Origin of the sequence: Pseudoruegeria sp. SK021 (assembly GCF_002119405.1) — a bacterium.
Taxonomy (GTDB): Bacteria; Pseudomonadota; Alphaproteobacteria; order Rhodobacterales; family Rhodobacteraceae; genus Meridianimarinicoccus.
Genome location: NZ_MTBG01000006.1, coordinates 78,790 through 95,544, shown reverse-complemented (window position 1 = coordinate 95,544; position 16,755 = coordinate 78,790). Strand labels below are relative to the sequence as shown.

Below are 16,755 nucleotides of genomic sequence, written 5' to 3'. Positions count from 1 at the left end.
AATGGATGTCCGGGTTCAATCCAGCCCTTTCGATCCGGGGATAGAACTTAATCGCTTCACGGACCATCTTGGCGGCGCCGAAGCGGGCGCCATTGTGACGTTCTCGGGGGTTGTCCGAAACCGGCCCGACGGCAGCCTCGTCCGAATGGAAATCGAACATTATCCCGGGATGACCGAACTCGCCCTGGCCGAGATCGGCCAAGAGGCGATGTCGCGCTGGTCATTGTTGGATGCGCTGGTAATTCACCGCTTTGGGCCATTGGTCCCCGGCGAGCCCATCATGATGGTTGCGACAGCTGCGGCCCACCGTAGTGCTGCATTTGAAGCCGCCGAGTTCTTGATGGATTATCTCAAGTCGCGGGCGCCTTTCTGGAAGAAAGAAGTGACGTCCGACACTCAGGGCTGGGTCGCGGCCCGTTCAGAGGATGAACAGGCCTTAACTCGCTGGCGCTGACGGGGCCAGTCCGCGCGATATTATCGGTGCCCATTGCCCATGTTGGCAGAGGAAATAAATGCCCGAAGTTCATCGGCATTGGCCCGCGCGTCGCGCAGCCCTTCCATCGCCGCCTTCAATTCAGCATCCGATTGGGCGAGTCGGCGCCGCAACCGGCCTTCAACGTCTTCTTGGCGGGCGATGGCAGCATCGCGGGCTTCTTCAGCGTGGTGCAGCGCCTCTGCCATCCGGTCCAGTTCGCCAAGATCGTCTTTCGACACATGCGACACGCGGCTGATAATCCAGTTGGTGAGGAACCCAACCGAGAACGCGACAAATAACAAGATCGCAGTGGCGAAGATAATGTCAGTTCGGTCCATTTTCGGGCTCCGTCGGGTTCGATGTGGGCGCGTCGTCTTCAGTCTGAGATGTGCCAAGCAGGGCGAACTCAATCCGCCGGTTGGCTTCGCGTCCATCTGCTGTGCCATTGTCAGCATCGGGGCGCGCTTCGCCATAGCCCTTCGCCGTCAGATTCGCCGACAACACCCTTTGGGCGATCAATGCCCGCAACACCGCGTCGGCACGTTGCTGGCTGAGTTTTTCGTTCATTTCATCCCGGCCTTGGCTGTCGGTATGGCCGCCAATCTCAATCGGGACATCAGAGCATTTCCGCAAGACATCAGCGATCTTCCGAACGATTGCAGATGAGGCAGCATCTAGCTCGACTGAACCTGGGGCGAAGGTGATTTTCGTTTCGGACTGGATCGCCCGGACGCGGTCGATGCATTCCTGCGGGCTGGGCAGAGCGGCAATCGGATCCAGCAAGCGGTCGTAATCGATCTTCAGTCTGAACGGATCTCCCATTCCAAGCGCCGCTGTCAGACCGGCTGCAATTTCGGTTGACGCGGCTTTGGAACCGCTTGTTCCATCGATTTCGATCATCGACGGTGACACCGATAAGCTGCCTTCTTCGATGGCGGAAAACTGATCCAGTGCAGCCAGAATGCGCAGGGTCCATTTGTCTGGCAGCCCGGCTTGTTGCCGCAAATCCAGCGAGAGGCTTTCGGAATGGAATTGTGCCCGTGCCAGACTTTGCACCACAGCGATACTGTCACGATCCGGTAGGGGGCCGTGAATGATCACCGCGCCATCCTCATTGCGGCTTGCGCGAAATTCCAGTTCCGACTCCGCGCCCTCTGCCGGATCCGCCAGGCCGATCGGCACATTGACGCTGAAAATGCCCGGGATACTGCTTTCAAGATCCTCAAGGGCGGTCTCTGTGAGAACCGGCTCGGCGGCGGGGCCAGGGACCAAGGTCAGTTGCAAATCGGACAGCGTCAGGGTTCCGTCACCCATTGCGGCCAGTTTATTCAACCCTGTCACCACGACCTGATCCCATGATGCATCCGGTGCGCCCAGTACGACCGCGCAACGGCCAACAACGTCGATACCGGCTGCTGCGGCTGCGGCCTCGATCATTTGGCGGCCAGAGTCGGTATTTGCTGCGCAGGCTTCGGTAACGCCGCCTTCAGGGGTCAAGCGAAACCGCGCAATGAACGGTGAGACGACTTTGCGCGGCGCCCGAAGATCAAGCGACAGCGAAACGCCGGGAGGCAGCATGGCCCGCAACTTTGCGTCGAAGGCGGAGAGCGACAGGGTGGCGGGAGCCAGCCCTGAGATCTGAATCGCATCGGGGGTGAGCAGGACGCGGCTGTTGTCCAGCGCAGCCATAGCGGTGAGGCTGGCGGCAAGGGTTTCAGGCCATCCCTCGGGAGCGGCAAGATCGACGGGTGCTACCAGATCGGACAGGCGTAGATCGGGCTTCAGCGCAGTGATCTGCTGTGCCAGCGTCAGCGCATCGTCAGTCGTTGCCGGAATCAGGCCGTGAATGGTCAAGGCATTTCCGCTGCGCAGAAGTTCCAGCCGAAGCTGTGGCGGCGGAAGCGTCGAGACTTCGACGACGGTCATGCCATCCCGCAGATTGACCGGGTTAAGAACTGCGCTGGCGGTGGTCATCACACGGAACCGGCTGGCCTCGTCCGGGGCCTCGCCGCTAATACGCGCAATTACCCCGTCAGTCGTCACGGTCGCCCATGGATAGCCTGCCTCCGCCAGCGCGTTGCTGACAGCGGCAAGACTGCGCCATTCAAGATCGTCTGCGATGCGGGTGCCAATCCAGACACTTCCGAATGCCGCAGCACAGAAGGACAAAAGGCGAAGCGAGGTCTTTGCAGTAGAACGCATGCGGACAGTTTCGACGCTCCGTTTTAGATGAGGTGTGTTTACGCAGACCTGCGCCGCTGTGCAATCAAAGCGCCACGGCAACGGCGAAAAACAGCGCAAGGATCAGGCCGGTGTCGCGGTTGGATCGAAAAATACGCAAACAGGCGTCGGTATTGTCAGTGTCGAGGCCGCGCAATTGCCATGCCAGATGCATGCCAACGCCGGCGACGCCAGCCAAGGAGGTCAGCAGCGGAGCGGTCGCGCCGCCCGGTCCAAACGCCATCCCGACCGCGATGGCCAAGCAAGCAACCGTGGCGATCTGAAACCGCCAGAGCCACAGGCCGGTCCGGTTTCCGAACAGGCGTGCAGTGGATTTCACTCCGATCAGCGCGTCGTCTTCTTTGTCTTGGTGCGCATAGATCGTGTCGTAAAACAGCGTCCAGAAAATGCCCCCGATATAGAGGAACACGGCTGGCCAGCCGAGGCGGCCATCTTGTGCTGTCCATGCCAGCACGGCGCCCCAGTTGAACGCGAGACCAAGGAAGATTTGCGGCCACCATGTAAAGCGCTTGGCGAACGGATAGATTGCCACCAAGGCCAGCGACCCGATTCCCAACAAAATGGCGGTGGTGCTGAACGTCAGAAGTATGCCGAAGGCGACCAGCGCTTGCAGCCCCATCCAGATGACCGCACCCGAAACGGAGACCTGACCGGAGGGGATCGGCCGGGACCGAGTGCGCGCGACGCGTCCGTCGATGTGGCGGTCGGTGATGTCGTTCCACGTGCAGCCCGCGCCGCGCATCAGCCATGCCCCAAGCGAACAGCCCAGCAGGATCCATGCCATGCGCCAGTTCGCACCGGTGCTGGAGGCTGCGGCCAACAGCGTTGCCCACCAACAGGGTAACAACAGCAGCCACGTGCCGATGGGGCGGTCAGCCCGCGACAAGCGAAGATAGGGCCGGGTCCATGCGGGTGCCCGGTGATCCACCCAGTTTCCGTGGATGGCATCGGCGACCGGAGCCGCTGGTGTTTCTGGTCGAACGGTCATACCAAGGTCCCATGCGCAGCGCCAAAATCAGATTGTATGTAGAGCACCCGTTGGGGGAAGGGCAAACAGTTCCCTTGACCCGGGATCAGGCCCATTACTTGTTCGGGGTCATGCGACTGTCCGTCGGGGACGCATTGTTGCTGTTCGACGGGGTATCGGGCGAATTTTTGGCCGAGGTCAGCCAAGCTGACCGGCGCGGCGGCACGTTGATCTGCCGGACGCAGGTCAGGCCGGTTCAATCGCCGCCGGATCTTTGGCTGCTATTCGCGCCGATCAAGAAAGCACGCACGGATTTCATTGTCGAAAAAGCTACCGAACTTGGGGCCGCGCGGATTCTTCCGGTGCAGACCGATCACACCAATGCGGACCGTATTCGCCGCGACCGGCTTCAGGCGCATGCGGTGGAAGCCGCCGAACAATGCGGTGGCACGGTGGTTCCCGACGTGGCGGATCTGGTGCGCCTAGAGGCCGTGCTGGCGCAATGGCCCGCGGACCGGCACCTGATGTTTTGCGATGAAACGCTGGCAGGACCGTCCTCATCGGTCGCCGAGGTGTTTGCCAAAGGCACGCCCGGTGCGATCCTAATCGGGCCTGAGGGTGGGTTCAGTCCGGCTGAACGGACGCGATTGGCGGCGATGCCGCAAGCGCGGGCGGTCAGCCTTGGGCCACGGATTTTGCGGGCGGATACGGCGGCGGTTGCCGCATTGACCCTATGGCAAGCCGCGCTTGGGGACTGGCACAGCGCTGGCGGTGACCACCCATTGGCCGCGGCAACCGAAGACCTTACATAACCAAAGGACCGCAGCGGCGAGGGAGTGATCGATGTCCGGTATGATTCGTCCCGAGGTGTGGGCCAAGGCTAGAAACGCCCGAGAGTTACTGGTGGGGGCGGCGATTGCCCTTGTCGGTCTCATCTGGATGCTGAACAGCTTTGCCTTAGGTCGCCTCCCCGGCGTCATGCTTGGCCTGCTGGGCTGTGCCATTGCCTTTCTGGGTGTCCAGCGGCTGCGGTTTCGGGTGCGCGGCGATGGTCCGGGTGTTGTGCAGGTGACCGAGGCTCAAGTGGCGTATTTCGGGCCGCTTGAGGGCGGCGTGGTTGCACTTGATCAACTGCGCTCGCTGCACTTGGATCCCACCGGCACGCCATTGCATTGGTGTCTGCGGCACGATGCGGGGCCGGATTTGCATATTCCCGTGACGGCGAAAGGGGCCGAGGCGTTGTTTGACGCCTTTTCGCAATTGCCCGACATTCATACCGAACGGATGCTGCGCGCGCTGAATGCCCCCGGCCGGGTGACCCAGATCGTCTGGCAGCGCCCGGCAAAGGCGCAGACCGCCAGTTCACGTCTGATTGACCTTGGCTGAAATGCGCGGACGGTGACGTCGACGGCGCCGAACAAGTAAGTTACCGATGGTCCCGGTCCCCGGGGTTGTACCAGCGCTGCGGGCCGTTTACTTCCCGATTGGGTCTGCGCTTTGAAAAGGACGTCTGCATGTCGATTCCGCAAACGGGTGGGGGGCCTGTCACCTCGGCGACGGCGCTTGCCGAATATCTGGCCGAAGGGTGCAAGCCACGTACGGACTGGCGCATTGGCACCGAGCACGAAAAGTTCGGCTATTGCCACGATACGCTGAATCCCTTGCCCTATGATGGTCCCCGGTCGATCCGCGCCATGCTTGAAGGGTTGCGCGACGGGTTTGGCTGGACGCCGGTCCTGGAAGGCGACAACATCATCGGTCTGGAAAAAGACGGTGCAAATGTCAGTCTAGAACCGGGCGGGCAACTGGAACTGTCCGGTGCGCCGTTGATGTCAATTCATGAAACCTGTGACGAGGTGAACAGCCACCTGCGCGAAGTGAAGCAGGTCGCAGACACCATCGGGGCCGGGTTCATTGGTCTGGGTGCCGCGCCGATCTGGAGCCATGAGAAAATGCCGGTAATGCCGAAAGGGCGCTACCGGTTGATGACGGATTACATGGGCCGGGTTGGCACGCATGGGACCCAGATGATGTATCGGACCTGCACCGTGCAGGTAAATCTGGATTTCGCCTCCGAACCCGACATGGTGCAAAAGCTGCGCGTGGCTTTGGCGCTTCAGCCGGTTGCGACCGCGCTCTTTGCCAATTCGCCGTTCTTTGACGGCAAGCCCAACGGGCTGAAAAGCTGGCGCTCGCGCATTTGGCGCGATCTCGATCCTGCCCGCACTGGCATGCTGCCCTTTGTGTTCGAGGACGGGTTCGGCTTTGAGGCATGGGTCGACTATGCCTTGGATGTGCCGATGTATTTCGTCTATCGCGACGGGCGCTATATCAACGCGCTTGGGCAGTCCTTCCGGGATTTCCTGAAAGGCCAGTTGCCAGCCTTGCCGGGCGAGGTGCCGACTCTAAGTGATTGGGCCGACCATCTGACCACTATTTTCCCCGAAGCACGCTTGAAGAAATTCATCGAAATGCGGGGGGCGGATGGCGGACCTTGGCGGCGCCTTTGCGCGCTTCCAGCCTTTTGGGTCGGTTTGACCTATGATCAAAGTGCGCTGGATGCGGCTTGGGATGTGGGCAAGTCTTGGGACGCTGAAACCCGCGAAGAATGGCGGGTGGCGGCGGCGAAAGACGGGCTGCAAGCCAAAGTCGGGGGGCAATCGATGCTCGACATTGCCCGTGAGGTGTTGGCGATCGCCCAGTCTGGCCTCAAGGCGCGAGCAATTCCCGGTGCTGGGGGTTTGGTCGCGGACGAGACCCATTTCCTGAATGCGCTTCAAGAAAGCGTCGAAACTGGCCGGGTTCCCGCCGACGAGTTGTTGGAACATTACCACGGCGACTGGAACGGGGATCTGACCCGCATCTATGACGCGTATAATTACTGAGCCGTGACAGAACAGGGCGCGCCGGGCGAGATCAAACCGCTTGATCCCGGCGCGTCTTGACGGCTTCCTAGGGGCAGGGCGGCAACAAGGCAGATCAGTGGCACGCACGCTTCTTTATTTCGCGCATCCCGGCCAGCGGCAGTCCCATGCCAATTGGGCGATGGCCCAAGCCGCGCGGCCAATAGACGGGGTCACCTTCGTCGACCTGTACGCCGACTATCCCCGTTACAATATTGATATCGACCGAGAACAGGCGCGGTTGCGGGCGCATTCGGTGATCGTATTTCAGTTTCCGCTATTTTGGTATTCCCCCCCGGCGCTGGTCAAGGAATGGCTTGATCTGGTTCTGGAACCCGGCTTTGCCTATGGCGAGGGCGGCACTGCCCTTGTCGGTAAAACCCTGATGCTGGCTATCACGGCGGCCTCGCCTGCCGAGGCATACGGGCCTGACGGGTTCCAGAAATTTCCGATCCGCGATTTCCTCCGCCCGTTGGAGCAGACCGCCGCCCTTTGCCAGATGCGATTCACCCCACCCTATCTTCTGTTCGGTGCGCTCGACGCGCAAACCCACGGGAGCATCCCGCCCCATGTGGCTGGCTACCGCGCCCTGCTGACGGCATTGCGTGACGACAGGTATGATTTCGATGCCGCCGCCGGGCACGACGTTATCACCTGCGATGCCTTGCCCTTGCGCGCGGAGGGCTGAGATGGACGGGTTTCTACTGACAGCGTTCCTGTTTCTGATCGCCGGGATCATCGCGGTGCCCCTTGCGACCCGGTTTGGCCTTGGCTCGGTGCTTGGCTATCTGATCGCGGGGATCGTCATCAGCCCGTTACTGCGTTGGCTTGGGGTCGATCTGGTGTCGCTGCAGCATTTCGCAGAGTTCGGTGTCGTGATGATGCTGTTTCTGGTCGGGCTGGAGTTGGAGCCCCGGTTGCTATGGCAGATGAAGGCCCGCCTGCTCGGGCTGGGAGGGCTACAGGTGGCGCTGACAACTGGGCTGGTCATGGTCTGCGCCATCGCCCTTGGTCAGGTCTGGACTGTTGCCTTGGCAATCGGGCTGGTGTTTTCATTGTCCTCGACAGCCATCGTGCTGCAAACCCTGAATGAAAAAGGGCTGATGCGCGGCGATGGGGGGCAGGCCAGCTTTTCGGTGCTGCTGTTTCAGGACATCGCGGTCATTCCTATGTTGGCCCTATTACCGCTTCTCGCCCTGCCTGAACTGGGCCCCGTCGTCGCTCAGGGCGCGGCCGACGTTCACGGGGCAGCCGATGGCACCGCCGGTGCGGTCGGCCATGGCATGTCGCTCAATCTGGTTGAGGATATGCAAGGCTGGATGCGCGCGCTGGTCACTGTCGCGGCTGTGGCCGTGGTTGTTGGCGGTGGCAGCTATCTGACCCGGCCACTTTTCCGGTATGTCGCGTCGGCAGGCCTGCGCGAGCTGTTCACCGCAACCGCGTTGATGATGGTGATTGGCATCGCGGTTCTGATGTCCTTGGTTGGGCTGTCTCCGGCCTTGGGAACGTTTTTGGCCGGGGTGGTTTTGGCCAATAGTGAATACCGGCATGAATTGGAAAGTGATGTGGGCCCGTTCAAGGGGCTGTTGCTGGGCTTGTTCTTTATCACCGTTGGTGCCGGCATCGACTTTGCCCTGTTGTCGGCTCATTTCGCGGCGATTGTCGGGCTGGCTCTGGGGCTGATCACAATTAAGGCCACGGTCCTGCTGGTGCTGAGCCTGCTGTTTAAGGTTCGGGGGGCCGATCGCTGGCTTCTGGCCCTCGGGTTGGCGCAGGCGGGCGAGTTTGGCTTTGTGCTGCTGTCCTTCACCGTGAGCAACCGGATCATCCCCGAAGGGCTGGCCGATCAGCTGTTGCTGGTTGTCACCCTGTCGATGCTGTTGACGCCAGCCCTGTTCATCCTGTTCGACCGGGTCATCGCCCCGCGCTTTGTCACTGATGTGGGGGGCGCGGCCGATGATATTACCGAAACCGGCAGTGTGATCATCGCAGGTCATGGACGTTTTGGCGGGGTCGTGAACCGGATCCTCAAGGACGCGGGCTATAGCACCGTGGTTCTGGATCACAGCTATGCGCAGTTGGAATTGATCCAAGCCTTCGGGATCAAGGTATTCTATGGCGATGCCGCGCGCCCGGATCTGTTATTTGCAGCGGGAATCGCAGAGGCCAGTCTGCTGGTGGTGGCGATCGACAACCGCGATCAGACCACCCAGATCGTGCGGCACGTATGTCAAAACTATCCGCAGGTGCATGTGATCGCCCGGGCGCGTGATCGTGGCCACGTCTACGAACTGTATTCGGCCGGATGCCGTGACATCATTCGCGAAACCTTTGATAGCGCGGTTCGGACCGGGCGGTCGGCGCTAGAAGCCCTCGGCATGCACCCTCATGACGCCGAATTGTCGGCGCGTGCCTTTACCCGTCAGGATAAGATCGCCATCCGGGAATTGGCCGAATTGTATGATGCCGACACGCCGGTTCACCAAAATGCAGCCTATGTCGCGCGCGCCCGGGCCTTGATGGAAGAGAACGAAGCGGCGCTTCGCGGCACCATCCCATCCGGCTATATCCGCGCCGAGCGGCGGTGGGCGCCGCCACCGTCAGGGGACGGGGCAAATCGTGACGGCGATCCGCCACAATAGCCGTGGTTGATCGGGACGGATTGATCAGACGATGGCCGTGGTCTGGATTCGCGCCGCAACCATGGCCCGGATCGGTGTCAGGTCGGGGGCATCATGAGATCGGCGCATATCGGCGCCAAGTTGACGGGCGGCGTTGATCAGAGGGCGGTCTTCGGCGCTGTAGGCGACCGTTTCCAGAAATTGCGCGATATACTGGATGTCTGGTGGGTCAGTGTCGCAATCGATCAACGCGGCGATCACTTCCATGTCGTTGCGAAACGCCAGGCGGTCCGGCAGCAATTGTTCGTCGCTGAGCACCCTAAGGCCACGTGGCTGCACCTCGGCGGGCAGCAGCCGCAAAATGGTTTCCTGAAAGATCCCGAGGGACGGGATCGGCTTTGTCAGAAAATCCCGGGCGCCTTCGGTAAGTGCGATATCGCGCAGACTGGGATCGCCGCTTGTGGCGATAACGGGCGGGGCGGGGTCTGGCCGGCTGGCCAGATCGCGGATCAGATCATTGCCGGGGCCGTCGGGCAGCCCCAGATCGATGATCACCACGGATGGCCGGTAGGCGGCCAAGTGCCGATAGGCAGATTTCAGGCAGTCGGCCCGTCGGATGCGTGCGCCACTGCGCAAACACATTAGGCGCACAGCTTCGGAGGCGAACCTGCTGTCTTCAACGACCAAAACGGTGGCACCGATCAGGGGACGCTGGGCGGTCGGCAATTGTCTGAATGGGTGTTCGTAGATAGAATCGCTCATCACACGCTCCAATCAATGTGCGGGTGATCCCAGTTCAGGCGATTTGTCGTAAAGACCGCGTTAATGGGCACATCACCGCAATTGGCTTCGGGCGCTTGCGCCGCCGCGGGGCAGGGGACATAACCCCCATGAGCAGCCACAGGAGTGTCGTCATGATCGGGCGTCTGAACCATGTCGCGATTGCCGTGCCGGATCTGGCGGCGGCATCGGCGCAATACGCCAACATCCTTGGTGCCAAAGTCGGCGCGCCTCAGGATGAACCCGATCACGGCGTGACGGTGGTGTTCATCGACCTGCCCAACACCAAGATCGAATTGCTGTATCCATTGGGCGAGGCCAGTCCGATCCGGGGATTTCTGGACCGAAACCCGGCCGGCGGCATCCACCATATCTGCTATGAGGTCAGCGACATTCTGGCGGCGCGGGATCAGATGATCGCCAGCGGCGCCCGGGTTTTGGGGTCTGACGACCCAAAGATCGGCGCCCATGGCAATCCGGTGATCTTCTTGCACCCCAAAGATTTCAACGGCTGCCTGATCGAGTTGGAGCAGGTCTGAGCCGCGCTTCGAAAGGAACTCCGCTTATGTCTATCTCGTCTGGTTTCGTCCTGTTCGCAGTGATCTGGTCCATGGTGTTTTTCGTGGTTCTGCCGTTGCGCATGACCACGCAGGGGGACGTGGGCCAGATCGTGCCCGGCACCCATGCCTCGGCCCCGGTCAATCCGCAGATCAAGCGCAAGGCCAAAATCACCACCCTTTGGGCCATCGGTCTTTGGATCGTGATCGCTGGGGTCATCATCTCGGGTGCGATCACGGTCCGAGACTTCGATGTTATGGGGCGGATGCCGCCGGTTTCAGCCGTTGAAACAGGTGAGTGAAACTGGCCGCGCCCAAGATCGGGATCAATAGATTGACCAGCGGAATGGTAAGCGGGATCGCCAAAAGGCACCCCGCCAGCCAGATTTGCGGCATATGTTTGCGTGCCAGTCGGCGCGCGTCGGGCGCGGGCAGGCGGCGCAGCGCGACCATCTGAAAATATTCCCGGCCCAGCAGGAAGCCGTTCAGCCCCCAGAAGATCAGTGGCGCGAATGGCGGGAACAGCAGATACAGCACCAAAGCCGCCACGTTGGCGACGAGGATCACCCCAAGAAATTTCAGGCTGTCCGCAATCGACGTCGCGATTGAGACCGTTCGGGCCGCTGGCAGGCCGGGATAGTGGCGCGCCTCCACCGCGTCTGCGACCTCATCCAGAAACAGCCCGGTGAAGGCCGACGCCACCGGCACCATCAGGAACACCGACAGGCCCAGCACGGCCACCAGCGACAGGCCGGATGCGATGGACTGAAACACTGTCACATCGCCGAAAAATGGCAGGGTGATGACATCGGGAAACAGGGCGCCGACCACCCAGCTTGTGCCCAAGCTGGCGGCCAGCAACAGCCCGACTGTCAGGCCAAGGCCTAAAAACAGCACCCGGCGAAACCGGGGATCGCCCATCTGCGCCACGGCTTTGGTAAAATCGCCCAGCATCAGGTGTCGAGCCATGTGGTGATGGTGTCGATATCTGGGCGGGGGCGTTCGGGCGGCGCCGCGGTCTCGGTGCCGAAATGCACGAAGCCGGCGATCCGTTCATGGGGCGCAAGTGCCAAGCCTTGTTCCATGAAAACGCGATCATGGGCGGCCCAGCCAGACAGCCAGTTGGCCCCCCATCCCGACGCGAGGCCGGCATTCAGCAAGGACAGGCAGACGGCTCCGGCGGAATAGGTCTGCTCCAGCGCGGGAATCTTCTCTGAGTCGCGCTGAATTTCGATCACCGCCACCGCGCAGCCCGAGCGCAGAAACTGATCTTCCATTTTGGCGATAGGTTCGGGGTCCAAGCCCAGCTCGTCGCCGCGCTGTCGCGCGATCGTGGCTAGACGGGTCAGGGCATCGCCGGTCAGCACGATAAAGCGCCACGGCTCTAGTTTGCCGTGATCGGGGGTACGTGCGGCGGCGGTAAGCAGGGGGATCAAATCGGCCCGGCTTGGATAGGGGCCTGTCAGGGTCTTGGCCGGTCGCGAGCGCCGGGTCTGCAAGAATGTCAGTGCGTCTGGATTGGGGGCAAGCATGGCGGTCTCCGAATAGGGTCTGGTCCTGATGTCGGTTATGCCCGCGCCGGTGACAAGGGCCGAGGGGGTTGTTCCATGCGTGGCGATGCGTCAAACCATAATTATTCTGGCTTGGATTGCAGAGATTTATCATGACCGACACCGCCCCGCCCGCCGTGGGAACCGAGATTGCCGTGCGCGTCACCCCGAAAGCCTCGCGCAATCGGGTGGAGGCTGAGGGTGACGGTCTTCGGGTTTATGTGACCACGGTGCCCGAAGATGGGAAAGCAACCGAGGCCGTCCGAAAGCTGTTGGCCAAGCATCTGGGTTTGCCAAAGACCCGCCTTGCACTGGTGCGCGGGACCAAGAGCCGGGACAAGATGTTTCGCGTGCTTTGATGGGTCAGGCTTTCGGGGTCGTGTTGATCACCCGGTAGACGCCCTCTGGCAGGTCAAGCGCGGCTGCCAAGTCCCGCACTTGGGCAAGGGTGAATGAGATTCGGATCACAGCATCCCGCCGCGGATCGAACTGTTCGACCGTCACACAATCCTCAAAGGCCTGAACCGTGATATCCTCGGACATCGGGGCGGCACTGTCATCGACCAAAGTGATGACTGTCGCGTCGAAATCATGTTCAATGGTAAACATTGGCGCTGTCCTTCGCGGCTGACTGACAGGCTCAGGCTAGAATACTCCTGAGGCGCAGGCCAGCCGGAACTCAACCATGGTCGCGTCTGCGAGCCGCCCGTGACTGGCGCCGGCCTTGGACTCGTGATAATTCGTGTCGCCATACTGATCAGAGCGCCTTAATCTGGGGCCAAACAGCAAAGAGTAGTCCATGCGCCGCCTTTCCCTGATCCTCGTCCTGACCGCGACGGTTTCTGGTTGTGCCGTCTCGACCGGCACTTCCCCCCAACAGAGCCAACCGCGCCCGCAAGCCCCATCCTCTGGGGCATCCTATGGCGTGTCAGAGGCCACATTCGTCACGGTCCGGAACCGGGTCGAACCAGTGGCTGAAGAAGTGTGTCGCCGGGCCGGAACCGTCCGGAACTGCGATTTCAAAATCGTGCTGGATACCAGCGCCAACGCGCCCGCGAATGCTTATCAGACCCTCGACGCCAATGGTCGTCCGCTTTTGATCGTCACCAAGGCGCTGTTGGGTGAGTTGCAAAACGCCGATGAGGTCGCCTTTGTGTTAGGGCACGAGGCGTCGCACCATATTGAGGGCCACATTCCCAAGACGCAGGACACAGCCCTTGCCGGGGCGGTTCTGGCCGGAATGATCGTGGCTGCCGGGGGCGGCAACGTGCAAGCCATCGAGTCGGCGCAGCAGATCGGCGCGCAGGTCGGATCGCGGACATTTTCAAAGAACTACGAACTTGAGGCGGATTCGCTGGGAACGCTGATCGCCTATGGTGCGGGCTATGATCCAACGGTTGGTGTGCTGTATTTCGCACGCAGCCCCGACCCCGGTGATCAGTTCCTTGGATCGCACCCGCCGAATGCCGATCGGATCAAGGTAGTTCAGAAAACCGCGGCAACCCTAGGCTGAGGCCCCAAACGGGCCATAGGCGACCATCTGTCAATTTCGATGCCGCCAATCACGCAGCGCGGCTGGTGATCTGGCGGCATCGTGATGGCCGGTCCGGTCAGGCTGAAACCAATTTGCCCCAAAGGTCGTATTCGCTGGCCTCGTCCACCTCGACGGTGACCAGATCGCCGGGTTTCAGACCTTCAAAGCCGCTGTCGATGAACAGATTGCCGTCGATTTCGGGGGCATCGGCCTTGGTGCGGCAGGTCGCGCCATCGGCATCGATCTCATCGACCAGAACCTGCTGCAAGGTCCCGATCTTGGCCGCCAGCTTTGCCTCAGAGATCGCTTGCGATTTTTCCATGAACCGGTTCCAGCGGTCCTGTTTGACTTCATCGGCCACGTGATCGGGCAGGGCATTGGCCCGGGCGCCGGCGACGTTTTCATACTGAAAACAGCCCACCCGGTCCAGTTGTGCCTCGTCCAGCCAATCCAGTAGGGTTTGAAATTCGGCCTCGGTTTCACCGGGATACCCGACGATAAAGGTCGAGCGCAGGGTGATGTCGGGGCAATCGCCGCGCCACGCCGCGATCTCATCCAAGGTCCGGGCGGCGGCGGCGGGGCGGGCCATCCGGCGCAGAACATCCGGGTGGGCATGTTGGAACGGAATGTCGAGATAGGGCAGCACCAGACCTTCGGCCATCAGCGGGATCAGGTTGCGCACATGCGGGTAGGGATAGACATAGTGCAGCCGCACCCATGCGCCCAAACTGCCCAGATCGCGGGCCAGATCGGTGATGTGCGCCCGGGTTTCACCATCTTTCCAAGGGCTGGCGGCATGGCGCAGATCGACACCATAGGCCGAGGTGTCTTGGCTGATGACCAGCAATTCCTTGACGCCAGCATCGACCAGACGCTCGGCTTCGCGCAGCACCGCATTGGCGGGACGAGACACCAGTTTGCCGCGCATATCCGGGATGATGCAGAATTTGCAGGCGTGATTGCAGCCTTCGGATATCTTCAAATAGCTGTAATGGCGCGGGGTCAGGCTGACGCCGCTGGCGGGAAGCAGGTCAATAAAGGGATCGGGCGACGGCGGCACCGCCTTGTGAACCGCGTCCAGAACCTGTTCGTATTGATGCGGGCCGGTCACGGCCAGAACCTTGGGGTGCGCGCCGGTGATGTAATCCGGCTCTGCCCCCAGACATCCTGTGACGATCACCCGGCCGTTTTCCTGCAAGGCCTCGCCAATGGCCTCTAGGCTTTCGGCCTTGGCGCTGTCCAGAAAGCCACAGGTGTTCACGATCACCGCTTCGGCACCGGCGTAGTCGGCCGAGATCGCATAACCTTCGGCGCGCAGGCGTGTCAGAATGCGTTCACTATCCACCAAGGCTTTGGGGCAGCCAAGGCTGACCATGCCAATGGTCGGCTGGCCGGGGCGGGCGGCCTCGGGCATCCGGGGCGCTGGGGCAAGGTCCGGGCGCAGGCTGGGAGGGTTGGCGGACATGGGCGGTTACTCGATGCAGAGGGTGTTTGGGAATGCAAAAGGCCGCTTGCGCGGCCCTTGCTTCAAATCGTGGTGGGGCGTTGGCCCATTACCGGCGACGATCGCGGCGCGAACTCATTGGCTGGAAGGCGACGCCAACATGCGCTTCGCAATAGGGTTTGCCCTGTTCCGATGGCAGGCCGCAGAACCAGAAATCTGGTGTGGCCGGATCGCCGATGGGCCATTTGCAGGTCCGTTCGGTCAGTTCCATCAACGTCAGACGCTTGGCCTTTTTTTCAACTTCGCGCTGCGAGGCCAGGGCCTCGGGGCTGATTTCATTGGCTGAGGGCTGCGGCGGCAGAGGTTGACCTGCCGGGATGATGGCCTTGCGGGTAGGGATTGGCGCACGGGGCGCGGCGGCGGCGGGTTCAGATTTGGTTTCTTGCATGGGTTTTTCTTCTGGTGCCGGAACAGTTTCCTGTACCGGGGATTTTGGAGCCGCAGGTTTCGGCATCACCGGTTCGACGGCGGCCTTGACCGGCGGCGTGCCAGCGACACGATTGGACAGGCCCAGACGGTGGACCTTGCCGATCACGGCATTGCGGGTTACGCCACCCAATTCCTTGGCGATCTGGCTGGCACTTTGGCCGTCCCCCCACATTTTCTTGAGGGTCTCGACGCGCTCATCGGTCCAGGACATGGGGCACTTTCGATATCTGGGGCAGGGCAACCCGGGAAACAGGCGTCCACAGCATGAAAATTCGTGAAGCCCTATTCTAATCACCCCTCGGGCGGATACAAGATGCGCAGTGGTTTATCCTCGCGCAGACGCGTTTGCGCTTTGGGGCAGTTTGAAAAGGAATGGCACAATGGCAAGCACCCAGGACATGGGCGTGCGGCGCTTTGGACGCGTCAACTGGTTGGGGATGTGGACCTTGGCAGCACGCGAAGTGCGCCGGTTTATGGCGGTCTGGTCGCAGACGCTGGCGGCGCCGCTGATTACGGCCGGGTTGTTTCTGGCGGTGTTCAATCTGGCGATCGGTCCCAGCCGCGGGGATGTCATGGGGGTTCCGTTCATCGAGTTTCTGGCCCCCGGCCTGTTGATGATGACCGTGATTCAAAACGCTTTTGCCAATACTTCTTCGGCGATTATGGTCGCCAAGGTGCAAGGCAGCATCGTGGACACGCTGATGCCGCCGCTGTCGCCCCTAGAGCTATTGCTGGGCTATCTGGCGGGAGGGGTCGGGCGCGGGCTGGTGGTCGGCGGCGTCATATTGCTGGGCAGCGTTTTGTTTCTTGGCACCGGCGTGGCGCATCCTTTGTGGCTGTTGATCTATGTGATCTTGGGCAGCACCATGCTGGGCTCGCTTGGCATTATCGCGGCGATTTTTGCCAACAAGTTTGACCAAATGTCCGCGATTAGTAATTTCATCATTACGCCGCTCAGCTTCCTGTCCGGCACCTTTTATTCGATTGATGCGCTGCCGCCAGTGATTCGCACCCTCACCCACGCCAACCCGATCTTCTATCTGATCGACGGGGTGCGCTTCGGGGTGTTGGGCGTGTCCGACAGTTCCCCGTGGTTGGGATTGCTGGTGTGTCTCGCCACGACCGGTGCGGTCATGACGATGTGCTGGCGCTGGTTCAAATCCGGATACCGGCTAAAGGCCTAATCGGGGCGGA

The 16,755-nt window shown here is 61.3% G+C and carries 20 protein-coding genes; 11 read left to right on the top strand and 9 right to left on the bottom strand.

From position 1 onward, the window contains the following. The first annotated feature begins 1 nt into the window (after window position 1). A complete protein-coding gene (locus BV911_RS06285; protein WP_086052744.1) occupies window positions 2-454 on the top strand; it encodes a molybdenum cofactor biosynthesis protein MoaE in 453 nt (150 codons plus the stop codon). Window positions 455-474: 20 nt separating this feature from the next. Here the strand turns inward: BV911_RS06285 and BV911_RS06280 are convergent, their stop codons facing one another. From BV911_RS06280 to ubiA, 3 genes are all read right to left on the bottom strand, one after another. Further along, window positions 475-813: a hypothetical protein gene (locus BV911_RS06280; RefSeq protein WP_086052743.1), complete on the bottom strand. Its 339-nt coding sequence runs from the start codon at window positions 811-813 to the stop codon at window positions 475-477. Beyond that, entirely contained in the window at window positions 800-2,677 is a 1,878-nt protein-coding gene (locus BV911_RS06275; protein ID WP_086052742.1) for an OmpA family protein, read from the bottom strand. Before BV911_RS06275 ends, BV911_RS06280 begins: the two co-directional genes overlap by 14 nt. A gap of 64 nt (window positions 2,678-2,741) precedes the next feature. Beyond that, complete coding sequence (gene ubiA, locus BV911_RS06270; protein ID WP_086052741.1) at window positions 2,742-3,704, bottom strand: 4-hydroxybenzoate octaprenyltransferase; 963 nt, start codon at window positions 3,702-3,704, stop codon at window positions 2,742-2,744. An 11-nt stretch (window positions 3,705-3,715) separates the two neighbouring features. On the opposite strand from ubiA, the gene BV911_RS06265 reads away from it, so the two are divergent. The 5 genes from BV911_RS06265 (at window position 3,716) to BV911_RS06245 (ending at window position 9,228) form a co-directional block, all read left to right on the top strand. Continuing rightward, window positions 3,716-4,495: a 16S rRNA (uracil(1498)-N(3))-methyltransferase gene (locus BV911_RS06265; protein WP_086052740.1), complete on the top strand. Its 780-nt coding sequence runs from the start codon at window positions 3,716-3,718 to the stop codon at window positions 4,493-4,495. 31 nt (window positions 4,496-4,526) lie between these two features. Next, on the top strand, window positions 4,527-5,069 hold the full coding sequence (locus BV911_RS06260) for a hypothetical protein (RefSeq protein ID WP_240512165.1): 543 nt from the start codon (window positions 4,527-4,529) through the stop codon (window positions 5,067-5,069). Window positions 5,070-5,197: 128 nt separating this feature from the next. Next, complete coding sequence (locus BV911_RS06255; protein WP_086052738.1) at window positions 5,198-6,568, top strand: glutamate--cysteine ligase; 1,371 nt, start codon at window positions 5,198-5,200, stop codon at window positions 6,566-6,568. A 97-nt stretch (window positions 6,569-6,665) separates the two neighbouring features. Beyond that, window positions 6,666-7,274 (top strand): NAD(P)H-dependent oxidoreductase, encoded by a 609-nt coding sequence (locus BV911_RS06250; RefSeq protein WP_086052737.1) that lies wholly within the window; start codon window positions 6,666-6,668, stop codon window positions 7,272-7,274. A 1-nt stretch (window position 7,275) separates the two neighbouring features. Then, a complete protein-coding gene (locus BV911_RS06245; protein WP_086052736.1) occupies window positions 7,276-9,228 on the top strand; it encodes a cation:proton antiporter in 1,953 nt (650 codons plus the stop codon). 24 nt (window positions 9,229-9,252) lie between these two features. On the opposite strand, the gene BV911_RS06240 is transcribed toward BV911_RS06245, so the two are convergent. Further along, window positions 9,253-9,969, bottom strand: a complete 717-nt coding sequence (locus BV911_RS06240; RefSeq protein WP_086052735.1) for a response regulator — start codon at window positions 9,967-9,969, stop codon at window positions 9,253-9,255. A 152-nt stretch (window positions 9,970-10,121) separates the two neighbouring features. Here BV911_RS06240 and mce point away from each other — a divergent pair, with 152 nt between their 5' ends. Both mce and BV911_RS06230 read left to right on the top strand, forming a co-directional pair. After that, window positions 10,122-10,526: a methylmalonyl-CoA epimerase gene (mce, locus tag BV911_RS06235; RefSeq protein WP_086052734.1), complete on the top strand. Its 405-nt coding sequence runs from the start codon at window positions 10,122-10,124 to the stop codon at window positions 10,524-10,526. A 26-nt stretch (window positions 10,527-10,552) separates the two neighbouring features. Continuing rightward, on the top strand, window positions 10,553-10,846 hold the full coding sequence (locus BV911_RS06230; RefSeq protein ID WP_086052733.1) for a DUF1467 family protein: 294 nt from the start codon (window positions 10,553-10,555) through the stop codon (window positions 10,844-10,846). Here BV911_RS06230 and BV911_RS06225 read toward each other — a convergent pair. Then, window positions 10,800-11,513: an EI24 domain-containing protein gene (locus BV911_RS06225; RefSeq protein WP_240512164.1), complete on the bottom strand. Its 714-nt coding sequence runs from the start codon at window positions 11,511-11,513 to the stop codon at window positions 10,800-10,802. The two genes, BV911_RS06230 and BV911_RS06225, sit on opposite strands and share 47 nt — an antisense overlap. After that, window positions 11,498-12,076, bottom strand: a complete 579-nt coding sequence (locus tag BV911_RS06220) for a nitroreductase (protein ID WP_086052732.1) — start codon at window positions 12,074-12,076, stop codon at window positions 11,498-11,500. Before BV911_RS06220 ends, BV911_RS06225 begins: the two co-directional genes overlap by 16 nt. Before the next feature lie 131 nt (window positions 12,077-12,207). On the opposite strand from BV911_RS06220, the gene BV911_RS06215 reads away from it, so the two are divergent. Beyond that, window positions 12,208-12,453: a DUF167 domain-containing protein gene (locus tag BV911_RS06215; protein ID WP_086052731.1), complete on the top strand. Its 246-nt coding sequence runs from the start codon at window positions 12,208-12,210 to the stop codon at window positions 12,451-12,453. Between the two features lie 4 nt (window positions 12,454-12,457). Here the strand turns inward: BV911_RS06215 and BV911_RS06210 are convergent, their stop codons facing one another. Then, window positions 12,458-12,703, bottom strand: a complete 246-nt coding sequence (locus tag BV911_RS06210) for a hypothetical protein (protein ID WP_086052730.1) — start codon at window positions 12,701-12,703, stop codon at window positions 12,458-12,460. Between the two features lie 190 nt (window positions 12,704-12,893). On the opposite strand from BV911_RS06210, the gene BV911_RS06205 reads away from it, so the two are divergent. Continuing rightward, window positions 12,894-13,607, top strand: coding sequence for a M48 family metalloprotease (locus BV911_RS06205; RefSeq protein ID WP_086052729.1), 714 nt, complete (start codon window positions 12,894-12,896; stop codon window positions 13,605-13,607). A gap of 97 nt (window positions 13,608-13,704) precedes the next feature. Here BV911_RS06205 and rimO read toward each other — a convergent pair whose 3' ends face one another. Then, a complete protein-coding gene (gene rimO, locus BV911_RS06200) occupies window positions 13,705-15,093 on the bottom strand; it encodes a 30S ribosomal protein S12 methylthiotransferase RimO (RefSeq protein ID WP_086052728.1) in 1,389 nt (462 codons plus the stop codon). 88 nt (window positions 15,094-15,181) lie between these two features. Next, on the bottom strand, window positions 15,182-15,772 hold the full coding sequence (locus tag BV911_RS06195) for a GcrA family cell cycle regulator (RefSeq protein ID WP_086052727.1): 591 nt from the start codon (window positions 15,770-15,772) through the stop codon (window positions 15,182-15,184). 169 nt (window positions 15,773-15,941) lie between these two features. Here BV911_RS06195 and BV911_RS06190 point away from each other — a divergent pair, with 169 nt between their 5' ends. Continuing rightward, a complete protein-coding gene (locus BV911_RS06190) occupies window positions 15,942-16,745 on the top strand; it encodes an ABC transporter permease (protein WP_240512163.1) in 804 nt (267 codons plus the stop codon). Window positions 16,746-16,755: the final 10 nt, after the last annotated feature.

What these genes read in the sequence shown, in the direction of transcription:
- BV911_RS06260 (WP_240512165.1), top strand. Translation starts at nt 4,527, where the DNA reads ATGTCCGGTATGATTCGTCCCGAGGTGTGGGCCAAGGCTAGAAACGCC.
- ubiA (WP_086052741.1), bottom strand. Translation starts at nt 3,704, where the DNA reads ATGACCGTTCGACCAGAAACACCAGCGGCTCCGGTCGCCGATGCCATC.
- BV911_RS06215 (WP_086052731.1), top strand. Translation starts at nt 12,208, where the DNA reads ATGACCGACACCGCCCCGCCCGCCGTGGGAACCGAGATTGCCGTGCGC.
- BV911_RS06280 (WP_086052743.1), bottom strand. Translation starts at nt 813, where the DNA reads ATGGACCGAACTGACATTATCTTCGCCACTGCGATCTTGTTATTTGTC.
- BV911_RS06210 (WP_086052730.1), bottom strand. Translation starts at nt 12,703, where the DNA reads ATGTTTACCATTGAACATGATTTCGACGCGACAGTCATCACTTTGGTC.
- BV911_RS06230 (WP_086052733.1), top strand. Translation starts at nt 10,553, where the DNA reads ATGTCTATCTCGTCTGGTTTCGTCCTGTTCGCAGTGATCTGGTCCATG.
- BV911_RS06255 (WP_086052738.1), top strand. Translation starts at nt 5,198, where the DNA reads ATGTCGATTCCGCAAACGGGTGGGGGGCCTGTCACCTCGGCGACGGCG.
- rimO (WP_086052728.1), bottom strand. Translation starts at nt 15,093, where the DNA reads ATGTCCGCCAACCCTCCCAGCCTGCGCCCGGACCTTGCCCCAGCGCCC.
- BV911_RS06225 (WP_240512164.1), bottom strand. Translation starts at nt 11,513, where the DNA reads ATGGCTCGACACCTGATGCTGGGCGATTTTACCAAAGCCGTGGCGCAG.
- BV911_RS06240 (WP_086052735.1), bottom strand. Translation starts at nt 9,969, where the DNA reads ATGAGCGATTCTATCTACGAACACCCATTCAGACAATTGCCGACCGCC.
- BV911_RS06205 (WP_086052729.1), top strand. Translation starts at nt 12,894, where the DNA reads ATGCGCCGCCTTTCCCTGATCCTCGTCCTGACCGCGACGGTTTCTGGT.
- BV911_RS06195 (WP_086052727.1), bottom strand. Translation starts at nt 15,772, where the DNA reads ATGTCCTGGACCGATGAGCGCGTCGAGACCCTCAAGAAAATGTGGGGG.
- mce (WP_086052734.1), top strand. Translation starts at nt 10,122, where the DNA reads ATGATCGGGCGTCTGAACCATGTCGCGATTGCCGTGCCGGATCTGGCG.
- BV911_RS06220 (WP_086052732.1), bottom strand. Translation starts at nt 12,076, where the DNA reads ATGCTTGCCCCCAATCCAGACGCACTGACATTCTTGCAGACCCGGCGC.
- BV911_RS06285 (WP_086052744.1), top strand. Translation starts at nt 2, where the DNA reads ATGGATGTCCGGGTTCAATCCAGCCCTTTCGATCCGGGGATAGAACTT.
- BV911_RS06265 (WP_086052740.1), top strand. Translation starts at nt 3,716, where the DNA reads ATGCGCAGCGCCAAAATCAGATTGTATGTAGAGCACCCGTTGGGGGAA.
- BV911_RS06245 (WP_086052736.1), top strand. Translation starts at nt 7,276, where the DNA reads ATGGACGGGTTTCTACTGACAGCGTTCCTGTTTCTGATCGCCGGGATC.
- BV911_RS06275 (WP_086052742.1), bottom strand. Translation starts at nt 2,677, where the DNA reads ATGCGTTCTACTGCAAAGACCTCGCTTCGCCTTTTGTCCTTCTGTGCT.
- BV911_RS06190 (WP_240512163.1), top strand. Translation starts at nt 15,942, where the DNA reads ATGGCAAGCACCCAGGACATGGGCGTGCGGCGCTTTGGACGCGTCAAC.